The following is a 14,427-nucleotide window of genomic DNA, read 5'->3' as shown; positions in this document are numbered from 1 at the left end:
CTCGTTAGTCAGTGGATGATGTGGGTTCTGCCTGTGGTACAAACGTGATCGAGACTGGCTTCCTCCTTTCTGCTTTCTCCTATGGGGTTCAAGCCGCTTGACCGACTGCCGCCAGCCCGCGCTGGGGGTTGATCACGCGGCTTTCACCTCGACGATCTGCGAGTAATAGTGGGTCGACTCGGAGTTGTTACCCAGCTTCAACGTCAGGTTGTAATCGTTGGAGCTGATCACTACGCCGCGCTCTTGCCTACCATCCTTGCGCGTTACGATGACGGTTTTGTCCTTCAGTTTCCTGGCCGCAGCCGCCATTTGCTTGGGCGTCATCAGTTGTTCGGCAGTCGCGCGTTGCGCCGCGCTGGTTTTGGCTGCGGACACTGCAGCGGCCAGGGCTGCCTCGGCACGTTTCTGAGCCGCCAGCGCCGATTCCTTGGCTTTTTCGGCAGCATCCAGATCGTCGGATTTCAGCGAGTCCACCGTGGAACCTAAGTTTTGAAGCTCGGCAGGCAGGGGCTCGGCGAGTTTGCGGGCGGCATCCAGCGCCTCGGTAGCCTTTTTCAGAAGATCGGCCGCTTCGGGCTTTTTCAGCACAGAGGCCTCGATATCGACTTGCGCTTGCTTGAGTGGACTGTTGGCCGAATCAAGCGCCTTCTGTGCCGCTGCGAGTGCGTCCCGAGCCGCCGTTCGCGCAGCATTGAAATCTGCAGTCCTCACCGCTGCTTCGGCCTCCTGGCGCGCCAATACCACGGTGGCCGCAGCGTTGCTGGCCTCTGTCGCGGCCTGCTTGGCCAGCTTCGCGCTGCTCTGCGCCGCGCTCAGCGTGCCTGACGCGATTGCCGCTTGGACCGCCTTGCGGGCTTGGGTTGCGGCCTGGACCGCTTGCTCGGTGACCGTCAATGCTGTGGAGGCCTTGAGTTTCTGGGACTGCGCATGGGGCGAATTCAACACCTCGGCTTCCGCATCGCTCTTGGCCTGCTTGAGCGCATTCCTGGCCTTTTCTACGGCCTGGTCGGCCTGCTGTTTGATGGCATTGGCATCGTCTTCAGTCATGGGCGGCGTCGGTTGGCCGGGGTCAATGGACTCGTCTCCCGCCTTTTCACCACCTTTTTGCGAGGACTTGGACAGCAGCGACTTCACATGTTCGCCGAACGCCGGGCTACCCTCGACCGCGCTGTAGCTGACCTGCACATGGATGTCGTCGACCAGCCATGCTCCATCTTTCTTGAGACCCTTGAGCGCCTCATCCCCTGCAAAGACAATCTTCCAACTCGATAACAATCCCGTACCCTCGAACGGTTGGTAGCGGGTCTTGTCCGGCACCGAAGGTTGCAGTTGGAAGTTGCGGACCAGTTCCCTGGCCGACCACAGCGCCACTCGCTGGCTCGGGCGCAAATCCCGCAGCACGTTTGCCGCGTTGCCCTGCTTGGCTGAGTACAGGTGTGTGGCGCCTTCGCTGTCGTCGCTGAGCAAGACCCTGTTCGCGGTTTGGTAGAGCATCGCCGCAACAGATGTGGAGGCGGGGATCTGTTTACCGCGAAACTCCACCACGATGCGCTCCAGGCGGCGTAGGTAATGGCCTGGAAAGTCCACATCGAAGTGCGACGGCGCCAGTTCAAAGTGGATTTCATGGTTGGCCAATTGCGCGTGCAAGTCTTCTTTCGTCCAGCCGTTGAGCTCGCACAGACTGAAGTCCTTGCGAATATCCAGTGGCCGATGATTGTCTCGAATCGCGGCCACGTCCATCTGGATCAGATCTCGCTCCAGCGCCTCGCCGGCAAGCATTCCGCGCCAGTTGTCCAGCCAGTTGTCGGTCCTGATCCAAGTGCTGTCGAAATCGCCCAGTTCGTACTGCAGGCAGCTTTCTGCCATCAGGCACAAGGACAAGGTGGCATCGTAGGCGCTGGTGTAAATGTCGGACATCCGTCCGATCAGCCAAAGGTAGGTTGGCTGGCTGGCGAACACCGAGGTCATGATCTCGTATTCGGCACGGTGGGAAGCCAGTTTTGCCCGTGCTTCCTCCAGGGCAATCGACGCTGCCCGCAGGTGTACATCCTGCTCAAGCAGTTGCTTGTCGATGATCGCCAATTCGAACGAGGCCTGCTCGGCTTCGAACCGCCATTGTTCGGAGCGTAGTTGGTAGTCGGCCTGAAGACGAAGTTCGTCCTTGGTCATGGTTTGAATCTGGCTGAGCAATCTGAATGAGTGTGCGCCTTGCTCAACGCCCTTGGAGGGTTTGTTGCCGCCAACGGCCGTGCCGTAGATCGTGGGAAGCGTGGATTCGACGGCACTGGCAGTGATTTCGAACGCTTCGGCAACGCCCAGTGCCGCTTGTGCCATGTAGGCGAACGCGCGTGAGGCATGTTCCAGGTCGGTGATCCCCTCATCGTAGAGGCCTTGATAGTAGGCATGCTTGCCCTGAACCATTTGCCGGCTGGTCATCAAGGTGTCCCGCTCGCGTCTGGCCAGTTCGAGGGCTTGTTCCTGAAGCCTGCACGGAAACTCCAGTAACCGTATGACGTTCTGCTTGCTGGCCACGGACAGCTTTACTGCGGCCTCACTTTCGTAGAAGCGCAACTGCGTTTGACCCAATTCGATCAATTGCAACACCGCTTCGCCGGCGCACTGGCGGACTTCGTCATAGCGACACGGTGGCACTGCACGTGCTACTCGCGAGGTGTCCGGCTGATCGCGACCAGGGCCGGTCTGCCCGAGGGCGAGTTGATCCAAGGTGTCTGGATCGAGCAGGATCGCAGCGGGCTTGCCATCGAGCGTCAGACCATGGCGCAAGTTGAACAGCCGGTTGCGCAGCAGGTTGCGGACCTCGACGAGCCTGATGTTGAGCGGTGGTGTGAACGCGCCAGGGTCGGCCTCGGACAGCTTCAAGGCTTGCGCCGGTGCGCTGGACAGGTCTTCGGGCAGCGCGCCAATCAGGCGCAGCGCGCGGTCATAGCACAGCGCCGCTTCGACCAGCGAATCCAGGGTCAGCGCACGATAATGATCGTCACCCTGGCGCTGCCAGCATTCGATCACGAACAAATGCAGTGCCTTGCGATAGCGCTCCGGCTCGGCGTAGGCGAGCAGGTCCGGATCGTTGGTCTGGGCCGTGGCAGTATACGCAGCGCGGGCGAGCAAAGGGCGCGCCAGCCAGAACAACGGCGGATGATTGCCGGCAGGGGCCCAGACCCGGTAGGGGTCGAACAACTGGCGGGTACACCAGCGCCAGGCCTGACGGTATTCACGGTTCTGGCGTTGCAACCAAGAGACCAGGAACGGCACGTGGAAAAACAGTTCCCAGAAGTACAAGCCATTAGCGCTGCGTAGATCGACCATGACATTGCTGTCGGGGGTGTCCAAGCTCGGCTCTTGCAAGGTCTGGGCTTTCCATGACAGCGCGTGTTCGACCGACTGGGTTGCCAAGGCGACCAAGCGCTTGCCGAACAAAGTATTCAAGCGTACCGCGTGGTAGGGCAACGCCAGCGACGGCTCGGCACCACTGGCGGCTTCCATGACGTCTAGGTAAACCGCCTGTTCATCGTTGCGTCTGATATGGACACTGGGTACGGCGTCGTCGTCTTTTTCTTCGAGTGTGTAAATGTGGGTGGCCGAACCCTCAGTGTCGTTTAACACCTCGGCATTAAATACCGCCAATTTCACGCGGTATTTGCGTACGTCCAGATTGACCGGGCAAATAAATCTCAGCGCTCCGTGGCCATCAGCGATCACGCTGTCTTCGAACGTCAGTGTATGGACAGGGTTGAGGTAAAGCAGGATTCTTAAGAAGGCGTCGGTATGCAAATGACGAAGGCGCAACGCCGCTTCAAGCACTGCGTCCGTAGTTTTGACGCCTGCCTGTCGAACGGCTTGTAACTCTAGTTTGATCAACCGGTTAATTGCATCGGAATCTCTATTCGCTACGGCGGATTGAATAGCGTCAGTCACGGCGATAGAGTTGGTCGATGGACCCGTGGTGGATCTGCCTACGATCGAGTTGTATAAGTTCGTCGAAATGTAGCGATTGGTTAATAGCAGACGCCTAAGCTTAATGGATTCTAATGAATTCGAAATGACAACCTTCTCGAACTCGCTCAAGATTGGACCGTTCAGCAGGATGCGATCTTGTGATGACAAAGTCCAGGTAGGGGAATCGTCACCCACGGCTTTAACAGTCAACCCCACAGTGAGTTCAGCTAAGGGCGGGGATAAGGTGATGACTGTTGAGAGCGCCGGTAGCGAAATGATCCATTCTTCAGACGAATGCTTGAATTCCCAGCTTGAGGGGTGAAGATATTTTGTACTACAATTGTTGATGAGCGGTTCGTGTAGTCAACTACTGCTGTTTTTTTGGTGGGCGTCATGAAGGTGACTTTCAGTCTTGTAAAACCTATGTCGTCTAATGTTTTACTGTCAGATAGGTTAAACTCCACGAGGCTGTAGTGTCTCATCAGGAGCGTGTTCAATGCAGCCTGAGCAGGTGCTTTCTGAGACTTCACCTCCGCCAGCCGGTTTTCAGCGCGTGACCGCCTTTCTTCGAAAACCTTGGCGTCCTCCTTCTCTCTGAGATTGGTATGTGTGAGGTTATATTCTGCCTCAGTAATTTGAGCGGTCAATGAACTTATTTTGTTATTCAGTGCGATTCTTTGTTTGTGGATTTCAGACTCTGTGTCTTCGACCACAGTGTTGGCGGAATTGATGGTTGACTGGAAGCAGGAGTAGGACTCGCTGCATATGTATAAAAGTCTTGGTGTGGATTCGGGGTTGACGGGCGCTACTTCCATGTCTATATAAATTTTCCAACGACTTTCTGCCTTCCGGATCGCGTTTATATCCACATCGACGACTATGCTCTTGCCGTCATCCGCGAGTGTTGCCAACGCGTTGGCAGTGCCTCGGTCTGCGGGGAACGACCATTTGAAAGGCGATGATCCTTCTTCCTCGTAGCGCAATACGGCTACCGCGCCCTTATAGGGATGCTGCGCCACTCGCGGATCCCTGAAAAATTTCAGCCACTGCTTAACCAGCCGCGCTTCGAGGGGATGATCGGTCTTTTCACCGGTATCCAGCCGTTTGTCCTCGATCAACAACAGATCTTTCGTGGCGATGAAGTAGTCCACATCCGGTTTGGGGGCCGTGGGGACATCAGCGGCGGCGTCGAATAGCAGGACGGTCAACCACGGGTCATCGAGCCGGTCGCCTTTGATGTTGACCATCACCATCAGTCCCGGCATGAACTCCCGGGTTTTGAGAAACTGATTACCCTTGGCGCCATGCTGGTAGACATCCGGTACGCTGGCGTCGTCGAATTTGCCGGTTCGGTCATGCCCGTCCAGTGTCATGAAGGTGTTGGGTGGGCTCCAGATGCCGTCGGTCTGCTGGAACGAGAAGCACACCCGCAGTGCATGGAACACACTGGGTTTGTTGTTCCCGCCCATCGGGATGCCCGACATATCGCGCTCGACCCACACGACATACCGGCGCCCAGCGATGATCACCGGCCGAACCGTATCCACTGCGTGAAGACTGTCGCCTGCCTGTGTGGCCGACGCCGCCGGTAGCGGGGTCTGGGTAATTTTGCCGCGCGCGGTCAAGGTGATCTTTTCCCACTCGCCCCACGCCAGCATGCTCGGGCACCGTCCTGGTCACGTTGCGCCATGTCCAGGGTGCGCCAGTAATACTCAATGGGTTCTACATTGGTCTTGCCGATGAAGTGGTACATGTCAGTCAATGGCGATGTACCGTCGGCGTAGACTGAAACCGGCTGAATATTGCTGACTTTTTCGAACGCACTCAGGTAGCCCAGCATGGCTGCCTGGATGTCCTCGGGCTGGCATTTGCCTTGTGCCAGTTGCATCTCCAAGTCCTTGAACGCAGTGGTCTTGCGCTGGCGCCGCGTGGGGTCGATGTAGTTCTGCGGCTCGTTCTGTGCATCACGGCGCAGTTTCCAGCGGTCGTAGCTGCTGCTGAATGCCTCCCACTCTTCACGCTCGGCTTCGCTGATGGCGGTGTGGCGATAGCCGTTCTCCACCCGTGAATGAATCTGATGCAGGTAGCGTTGCAGGCTGGCAGTGGCCGACAGTGTTCGCGTGATCATCGGTTCATGGGACACCTGCAAATCGATCAGCAGATAATCGGCCAGTGCCTGTGGGCTGGTGATCCAGTGCCGCGCGTCGTCCTGGGGAACCCAGTGCACAAGCATCCAGTGCATCAGCGCGTCTCGCCAAGCCACTCCCATGTGCTCGGCCAGGGCTTTGCGTTGCTCACTGGAGCACCCTTTGCGCAGCGCCACTGCCGCCTGTTCGAAAACGCCGTAGTCAGCCGTGGGCGTTAACGGCACTAGTTGCAGCACGCTGTCCAGTGACCAGTGGTGCTTCTTGGCGATATCCAGCGTGCGCATCAGGTGATCGAGTTCACGCAGGGTGGTGGGCGGCTTCAGGCTGACAACGCCCGCCAGCGAGCCGGCCGGCCGATCAAGCAACTGTTCCAATGCAGCCCAGGCCTGGTCGGTGGGCAGTGCTGGGTCGTCGTTGACGGCGGCTAGATACGCCAGTGCATCACGCTCGTAACGCTCCGGTGCCAGGCTGGCGATCAGAGCCTTGTAGATGCTCAATTGATACATGCAGGTCAGATCCAGGCGACGGTGGCTCGCTGGCGCCTGACCTTGCAGGTCGAACCAGGCCGGATGCTGCACCAACTGCTCGAGCATCTGGGCACTGAGTTTGAACAGCTTCACCGCGTCGCTGTAGCGCTGCAAAGTAGAGAAATTCTTGCGGTCCTCGTCGGTGAACGTCATACCCTCCACAGAGTCTCCCTGCGCAGCGTCGCTGAGCGTACGCACCGCTTGGACCAATTGGCGGCGGTCCACACCGGCCCAGCGCAGAAGGGGATCGATCAGATCCGCACCCTCTAGCCCCAGCGCTTTGCTCAAGGTCAGGTCGAGCGCACTGTCGTCGTGTCCTTCGTGCACACTGACGGCGTTTTCCCATCGGCTTTGAGGCAACACGACCTGTGCGTTGAGTACGCTTGCTAATTGCATGGGCTCCAGGCCGAGCTGCTGCAGCCATCGTCCGGCTTGCAGTGCACCTGCGATGACGTCGACGATATCGGCTTGGTCATCCCCTGCCAGGCGTGGCACACCGGCCAGTTGCTGTCGATAGACAGGTTGATCCTGCATGAGTAGATCGAGCAGCGTTAGAGCTTGTACGGTCGAGGGTGCATCAGCCGCGCTAGCGCGACCACGCGGTAACAGGCCGAAACCACGGCCAATGAGCGTTTGGGTTTAGTCAGTTGTTGAGCAGTAGTGACCCAGCCCAGCACTACGCGCAGCACACTGTCATCCACCCTCAGCGCCAAGGCCAGTTGCTTGAGTGTCAGGGCGTCAGCGCCATCGATGGCGCTGCTGTCGAACTCGCTGTCATCGAGCGTCAGAACAGGAAGTGCCTGGGCGTCCTGCTGTTTGACCTCCGGCACGAAGAGCCTGTCGTAGAAGGACCGGTGGCGGTCGGTCGCGTAGGGTGAGATCTGATGCAGAAAAGCAGCGTATTGATCCGGCTCGACCTCATACTCGGTGTGCAGATGACGGAACATGCCAAGTGCGCGCAAGGTGTGTGCGGTCAGGTGATAATCGCTGCGCTGACCCTCGGCGTGCAGCGCGGCCATGACCAGACTGTCGGTCTGCGCCGCATCGAGCTCCAGCGCGCGCAGCAGCCTGACGCTCTGTTGCAGTCGGTCCAGATGCGCTTGTGTAAAGCCCGTGATGGTGACCTTCTTTTTCGGGCCTGGCGCCCGCGAGCGCTTCTCGGTCAGGTAGAGAGGGGTAGCGCCATCGTTGATGAACGCCGCGCCGTAGTGCTGACTCGAGGGCGCTGGAGCGCTGGGTACATGGGCGCTGCCGGTGACCGAGGAACCGTCTTCGCCTACGCTCGCCACCGCCAGCAGTCGGCGCAGCTCCCTACGGGTCAATCCCAGCGCTTTGACCAGCTTGCGCGTGGTTCCGACAGTTGCCACCGACAACGGCTGAGCATCCGAGCCTGTGAGCAGCCTGTGTTGCAATTCGGGAGAAAAGCCGCTAGCCATCTGCGTTGCACTGCGCATACCTGCGGCCGAGCGCTGATCGAACACGAAGGCTGGAGCGTCCAGGTGCGCTTGGCACAACACATCCCACAGGGGCGCTTGTTTGATCGCCAGGACGGCTTTGATCGACTCCCAGGCGTGGTTGAACGGTACATTGGCGCGGTGGGTGCCTTGTGCGACGGCGACCTGCAGCGACTGTTGCGCAGGTACCGCACCTCTGGCAAGGTGCTCGAGCAGATCCAGGACCATGCGCAGCTTGGGCAGCACGGTGCGCGTGGTGCGTTCGTCCAGCGTCAAGTCGAGCAGGTCCGCACGCCGCGTCTTGAGCGTCACCGGTGCGCTGACGTCGGCCCGGGTCTCGAATGCCAGGATCATTTCCTTGAGGTGGACCAGGTACGCCAGGCGACTGTTATTGGCCATCAGGGCGCCGGGTGCACAGCGGGCCTGGTCGTCGGGGAACAGCGACAGGTAGGTGGCAGCGTCAGGGTGAGTCGCCGGCAGGTTGCTGATGGGAATCAAATCGCTCATGGGAACTTCCTTTTGCTCGAGGGGCGCAAAAAAGGGAGATGTCTGAGCGGATGACGCTACTCGGGATGGGCGAGTGGAGCACCTGATAGAAATATCAGGTGCGAGGGAGCAGGGGAGGGAAGACGGTTACGTTCGCACCGCCTTGACCGGCGGCTCATCACTGGGCGGATCACCCACCGTCGGTGGGACGGTCGGCTTTATCGGTAACGGATCCGGCTCCTTTTCCGGCACCGGCGGCGGCAGTGTCGGGTCGTCGATATTCGGATCGGGTGTTTCAGGATTGGTCGGAATGTTCATGGCCGGACCTCTTCGGTGTTCCAAGGGTGTACAGGTACGACATGACTTGGGCAGCAATCGCTCAATTTTTATGGAACCCCGCTCTAGCCCCAGGCTCTGAACCCTTACCGCCACCAGCCAGGGGAGCAAGGTCCGATGTCAGGTAACGAGCCCGTTGCAGCAGCGCCTTTCGAGCAAGTGCCCAAGGCCAACGATCATCCCGACCAGGCCATCAATCTGTCCCAGGCGCTGCTGGCGCCGCGTATCGTCATCGAGGACACCACGCCGGTACTCGACGGTGGGGCCTTTGCCGTGAAAGCCATCCGCAATCAGCCGGTGGCGGTGACCAGTAAGGTCTACAGCGACGGCCACGACCGCCTGTCGGTGCTGCTGCACTGGCGCCAGGCGCACAGTCGCCAATGGCACGCGGTGCCTATGCTCGCTGAAGGCAACGACCTATGGACTGCCGAATTCACACCCGCTGAGTTGGGCCTTCACCTGTTTTGCATCGAAGCCTGGATCGACCCCTACGCCACCTATTGTCACGACCTGGAAAAGAAGTACCACGCCGGGGTCGAGGTGATGTTGGAGTTGGAAGAAGGTCGGCTGCTACTGGGCAAGGGCGTGGACCGCAGTGAAGGCGCGTTGCGCGAGCAGTTGCAGACATTGCAGCAGCGCCTGCCGAGCCTGTCGGCCGATGAACAGGTGGCATTGCTGCTCGACCCGCACAGCGCCGAGCTGATGGGCAAGGCCGAGCACCGCAGCTACCTGACCTGCAGCCGCGAACTACCGCTGGACGTGGATCGGGAACAAGCGCTTTTCGCCAGTTGGTACGAGCTGTTCCCCCGTTCGATCACCGACGATGCCGAACGTCACGGCACCTTCAATGATGTGCATCAGCGCCTGCCGATGATCCGCGACATGGGCTTCGACGTACTGTATTTCCCGCCCATCCACCCCATCGGCAAACAGCATCGCAAGGGGCGCAACAATTCCCTGCAGGCCGGTCCCGACGATCCGGGCAGTCCTTACGCTATTGGTAGCCCTGATGGCGGCCACGAGGCCATCCATCCGCAACTGGGTAGCCGTGAAGACTTCCGCCGCCTGGTGGCCGCCGCTGCCGAGCACGGCCTTGAAATCGCCCTGGATTTCGCCATCCAGTGTTCCCAGGATCACCCTTGGCTCACCGAGCACCCCGGCTGGTTCAGTTGGCGCCCGGACGGCACCATTCGCTATGCCGAAAACCCGCCGAAGAAGTATCAGGACATCGTCAACGTCGATTTCTACGCGCCCGACGCCGTGCCGTCGTTATGGTTGGCGTTGCGTGACGTCATCATCGGTTGGGTGCAAGAGGGCGTTCGTACCTTCCGGGTCGACAACCCGCACACCAAGCCGCTGCCGTTCTGGCAATGGCTGATCGCCAATGTGCGTAGCCAGTACCCTGACGTGCTGTTCCTCGCCGAAGCCTTTACTCGTCCGGCGATGATGGCGCGGCTGGGCAAGGTGGGTTATGCGCAGAGCTACACCTACTTCACCTGGCGCAACACCAAGCCGGAGCTGCGCGAGTATTTCGAAGAGCTGAACCAGCCGCCCTGGAGCCTGTGCTACCGGCCCAATTTCTTCGTCAACACACCGGACATCAACCCGTTTTTCCTGCAGAGCAACGGCCGTGCCGGCTTCCTCATCCGCGCCGCGTTGGCGACCATGGGTTCGGGCTTGTGGGGCATGTATTCGGGCTTCGAGCTGTGCGAAGGTGCGCCGCTGCCGGGCAAGGAGGAGTATCTCAATTCGGAGAAGTACGAGATCCGTCCGCGGGACTTCACCGCGCCTGGGAACATCATCGCCGAGATCGCCCAGCTCAACCGCATCCGCCGGCAAAACCCCGCCTTGCAGACGCATCTGGGGGTGACCTTCCTCAATTGCTGGAACGACCAGATCCTGTACTTCGCCAAGCGCACCGCCGAGCGCGACAACTACATCCTGATCGCCATCAGCCTGGACCCGCACAGCCCACAGGAGGCGCACTTCGAGCTGCCGCTGTGGGAATTGGGGCTGGACGACCACGCCGATACCCACGGCGAGGATTTGATGACCGGGCACCGCTGGACCTGGCATGGCAAGACTCAATGGATGCGCATCGATCCTGGGTATCAGCCGTTCGGTATCTGGCGCATCAGTCGTCTGGATTGATCACGGTCGTCTTCCAAGGAGTCCCCCATGGCCAAGCGTTCCCGCCCGGCAGCCTTCATCGACGACCCGCTGTGGTACAAGGACGCGGTGATCTACCAGTTGCACATCAAGTCGTTCTTCGATGCCAACAACGACGGCATCGGTGATTTTGCCGGCCTGATCAGCAAGCTCGACTACATCGCCGCGCTGGGCGTCAACACCCTCTGGTTACTGCCGTTCTATCCCTCGCCCCGGCGCGATGATGGCTATGACATCGCCGAATACAAGTCCGTGCATCCGGACTACGGCAGCCTCGCCGATGCCCGACGCTTCATTGCCGAGGCGCATCGGCGTGGGCTGCGGGTGATCACGGAGCTGGTCATCAACCACACCTCCGACCAGCATCCCTGGTTCCAGCGTGCACGGCGTGCCAAGCGCGGCAGCAAGGCCCGCGACTTCTATGTCTGGTCCGATGACGACCAGAAGTACGACGGCACGCGGATCATCTTCCTCGACACCGAGAAGTCCAACTGGACGTGGGACCCGGTCGCAGGCCAGTACTTCTGGCACCGTTTCTATTCCCATCAGCCCGATTTGAACTTCGACAACCCGCAGGTGATGAAGGCGGTCATCGGGGTGATGCGCTTCTGGCTCGACCTGGGCGTGGACGGTCTGCGGCTGGATGCGATCCCTTATCTCATCGAACGCGACGGCACGAACAACGAGAACCTGCCCGAGACCCATCGGGTGCTCAAGGCGATTCGCGCCGAGATCGACGCCAACTACCCCGACCGCATGCTGCTGGCCGAGGCCAACCAGTGGCCGGAAGACACGCGCCCGTATTTCGGCGAAGGCGATGGCGATGAATGCCACATGGCGTTTCACTTCCCCTTGATGCCGCGCATGTACATGGCCCTGGCCATGGAAGACCGTTTCCCCATCACCGATATCCTGCGCCAGACCCCGGAGATTCCCGCCAACTGCCAGTGGGCGATCTTCCTGCGCAACCACGATGAGCTGACGCTGGAGATGGTCACCGACCGCGAGCGCGACTACCTCTGGAACTACTACGCCGAAGACCGTCGAGCGCGCATCAACCTCGGCATCCGCCGTCGCTTGGCGCCGCTGCTGCAACGCGACCGTCGGCGCATCGAATTGCTCACCAGCCTGCTGCTGTCGATGCCCGGCACGCCGACGCTGTACTACGGCGATGAACTGGGCATGGGCGACAATATTTATCTGGGTGACCGCGATGGCGTGCGCACGCCGATGCAGTGGTCGCCTGACCGCAACGGCGGTTTTTCCAAAGCCGACCCGCAGCGCCTGGTGCTGCCGCCGGTGATGGACCCGCTGTACGGCTACCAGACCGTCAACGTCGAAGCGCAAAGCCACGACCCGCATTCGCTGCTCAACTGGAACCGCCGCCTGCTGGCGGTGCGTAATCAGCAGAAGGCCTTCGGTCGCGGCACCTTGAGGATGCTCAGCCCGAGTAACCGCCGCATCTTGGCGTACGTGCGCGAGTACACCGATGGTCAGGGCAGTACCGAAGTCATCCTCTGTGTCGCCAACGTGTCGCGCGCCGCCCAGGCCGCCGAGTTGGACCTGTCGGCCTATGTCGACAAGGTGCCGGTGGAAATGCTCGGCGGCAACGCGTTCCCGCCGATCGGACAACTGCCGTTTCTGCTGACCCTGTCTCCTTATGGTTTTTATTGGTTCCTGCTTGCCTCCCACGACAGCCTGCCCAGCTGGCACAACACACCCTCCGAAGGAATGCCCGAATTGACCACGCTCGTGCTGCGCCAGCGCCTGGAGGAGCTGCTCGAAGCGCCCTCCGTCGACACCCTGCAGGACGCCATCCTGCCCCAGTACCTGCCCAAGCGCCGCTGGTTCGCCGGTAAGGAAGCGCCGATCGATGCGGTGCGCTTCCGTTATGGCGTGCGCTTCGGCACGCCGAGCAACCCGGTGCTGCTCAGCGAGTTGGAGGTGGTCAGCGACGGTGTGAGTACCCATTACCAACTGCCACTCGGTCTGCTGCCCGAAGAGCAGATCAACAGCGCCTTGCCCCAGCAACTGGCGCTGTCGCGGGTGCGTCGCGGGCGTCAGGTCGGCTTGATCACCGACGCCTTCGTCCAGGAACCTTTCATCCGCGCCGTGCTGCGGGCCTGCCAGGAGGGCAGCCAACTGTCGACCGAAGCAGGAGAGCTGCGCTTCGAGTGCACCGAGCAACTGGCTGCCCTGCAATTGGGCGAAGACAGCGCGGTGCGCTACCTCAGTGCCGAGCAGTCCAACAGTTCGGTGGTGATTGGAGAGCGTGTGGTGCTCAAGTTGATCCGCCGGGTCAATCCGGGCATCCACCCCGAGTTGGAAATGAGCGCCTACCTCACGGCAGCCGGGTTCGCCAATATCTCGCCGTTACTGGCCTGGGTCAGCCGCGTCGATGCGCAGGAGCAACCGCACTTGTTGATGATCGCCCAGGGCTACTTGAGCAATCAGGGAGATGCCTGGTCTTGGACCCAAAACACGCTGGAGCGGGCGATCCGCGATGAGATGGAGCCCAACCATGCTAGCGCCGAGGCGCATACCGATGCCCTGGCCGAGCTGGCCGGTTTTGCCACATTGCTGGGCCAACGCCTGGGCGAGATGCACCTGCTGCTTGGCGCGCCGACCGATGATTCAGCCTTCGCACCGCGCCCCAGCGATGCCACCGACAGTGCGCGCTGGGGCGCGCAGATCGCTGCCGAACTGAGCCACGCGCTGGACCTGCTGGGTCAGCACCGCGCGCAGCTGGATGCCGACAGCCAGGCGTTGGTCGACGACCTGCAACAACAGCGCGAAGGCTTGGCCCAGCACATCGAACACCTGGCGCAGCAGGCCCAAGGGGGTCTGCTGATGCGCGTGCACGGCGACCTGCATCTGGGGCAGGTGCTGGTGGTGCAGGGCGATGCCTATCTGATCGATTTCGAAGGTGAGCCCTCGCGTGCGCTGGAGGAACGGCGTGCCATGCACAGCCCGTACAAAGACGTCAGCGGTGTGCTGCGCTCCTTCGACTATGCTGCTGCGATGATCCTGCGCAGCGCCTCGGCGGTGGACTCGTCCGAGGCTGCCGGTCAGGCCCGTCAACGCATCGCCCGGCAGTACCTGCACCAGTCACGTCATGCCTTCGTTCAAGCCTACGGCCTTGCCACCGCCGCCATGCCCCATGCCTGGCAGCAGGCCGATGGCGAGCGTGCGGCACTGGAGTTGTTCTGCCTGGAGAAAGCCGCGTACGAGATCACCTATGAAGCGGAGAATCGTCCGAGCTGGCTGGCCGTGCCTTTGCATGGCTTGCATGGACTGATCAGCACGTGGGGCGAGTCTTGAAGGACATGTTGCCGGTGTCACCGTTTACGT

Annotated in this window: 7 protein-coding genes; 2 read left to right on the top strand and 5 right to left on the bottom strand. The window is 60.5% G+C overall.

The window, feature by feature from the left end:
* Positions 1-132 precede the first annotated feature (132 nt).
* The 5 genes from GKC70_RS13490 to GKC70_RS13470 all read right to left on the bottom strand — a co-directional run bounded on the left by GKC70_RS13490 (position 133) and on the right by GKC70_RS13470 (position 8,889).
* Entirely contained in the window at positions 133-4,086 is a 3,954-nt protein-coding gene (locus GKC70_RS13490; protein WP_342648938.1) for a hypothetical protein, read from the bottom strand.
* Between the two features lie 98 nt (positions 4,087-4,184).
* Positions 4,185-5,615: a neuraminidase-like domain-containing protein gene (locus tag GKC70_RS13485; protein WP_342648937.1), complete on the bottom strand. Its 1,431-nt coding sequence runs from the start codon at positions 5,613-5,615 to the stop codon at positions 4,185-4,187.
* Positions 5,579-7,165, bottom strand: coding sequence for a neuraminidase-like domain-containing protein (locus tag GKC70_RS13480; RefSeq protein ID WP_342648936.1), 1,587 nt, complete (start codon positions 7,163-7,165; stop codon positions 5,579-5,581). The genes GKC70_RS13485 and GKC70_RS13480 overlap by 37 nt, the downstream gene beginning before the upstream one ends.
* A gap of 17 nt (positions 7,166-7,182) precedes the next feature.
* Positions 7,183-8,592, bottom strand: a complete 1,410-nt coding sequence (locus GKC70_RS13475) for a Tc toxin subunit A (RefSeq protein ID WP_342648935.1) — start codon at positions 8,590-8,592, stop codon at positions 7,183-7,185.
* 126 nt (positions 8,593-8,718) lie between these two features.
* Positions 8,719-8,889 carry a hypothetical protein gene (locus tag GKC70_RS13470; RefSeq protein ID WP_342648934.1) on the bottom strand — a complete coding sequence of 57 codons (171 nt, stop codon included), beginning with the start codon at positions 8,887-8,889 and terminating at the stop codon, positions 8,719-8,721.
* A 135-nt stretch (positions 8,890-9,024) separates the two neighbouring features.
* On the opposite strand from GKC70_RS13470, the gene GKC70_RS13465 reads away from it, so the two are divergent.
* Together GKC70_RS13465 and treS are read left to right on the top strand one after the other, a co-directional pair.
* Positions 9,025-11,058 carry an alpha-1,4-glucan--maltose-1-phosphate maltosyltransferase gene (locus tag GKC70_RS13465; RefSeq protein ID WP_342648933.1) on the top strand — a complete coding sequence of 678 codons (2,034 nt, stop codon included), beginning with the start codon at positions 9,025-9,027 and terminating at the stop codon, positions 11,056-11,058.
* 27 nt (positions 11,059-11,085) lie between these two features.
* On the top strand, positions 11,086-14,397 hold the full coding sequence (gene treS, locus GKC70_RS13460; RefSeq protein ID WP_342648932.1) for a maltose alpha-D-glucosyltransferase: 3,312 nt from the start codon (positions 11,086-11,088) through the stop codon (positions 14,395-14,397).
* Positions 14,398-14,427 lie beyond the last annotated feature (30 nt).

The sequence above is a fragment of the Pseudomonas sp. REB1044 genome (assembly GCF_038813925.1).
GTDB lineage: Bacteria > Pseudomonadota > Gammaproteobacteria > Pseudomonadales > Pseudomonadaceae > Aquipseudomonas > Aquipseudomonas boreofloridensis.
Note: the sequence above shows the minus strand (reverse complement) of the source record. Positions and strands in the feature narration are given on the sequence as shown.

Coding starts and splice junctions, on each gene's coding strand:
- GKC70_RS13465 (WP_342648933.1), top strand. CDS start 9,025: ATGTCAGGTAACGAGCCCGTTGCAGCAGCGCCTTTCGAGCAAGTGCCC.
- GKC70_RS13485 (WP_342648937.1), bottom strand. CDS start 5,615: ATGCTGGCGTGGGGCGAGTGGGAAAAGATCACCTTGACCGCGCGCGGC.
- GKC70_RS13470 (WP_342648934.1), bottom strand. CDS start 8,889: ATGAACATTCCGACCAATCCTGAAACACCCGATCCGAATATCGACGAC.
- treS (WP_342648932.1), top strand. CDS start 11,086: ATGGCCAAGCGTTCCCGCCCGGCAGCCTTCATCGACGACCCGCTGTGG.
- GKC70_RS13480 (WP_342648936.1), bottom strand. CDS start 7,165: ATGCAGGATCAACCTGTCTATCGACAGCAACTGGCCGGTGTGCCACGC.
- GKC70_RS13475 (WP_342648935.1), bottom strand. CDS start 8,592: ATGAGCGATTTGATTCCCATCAGCAACCTGCCGGCGACTCACCCTGAC.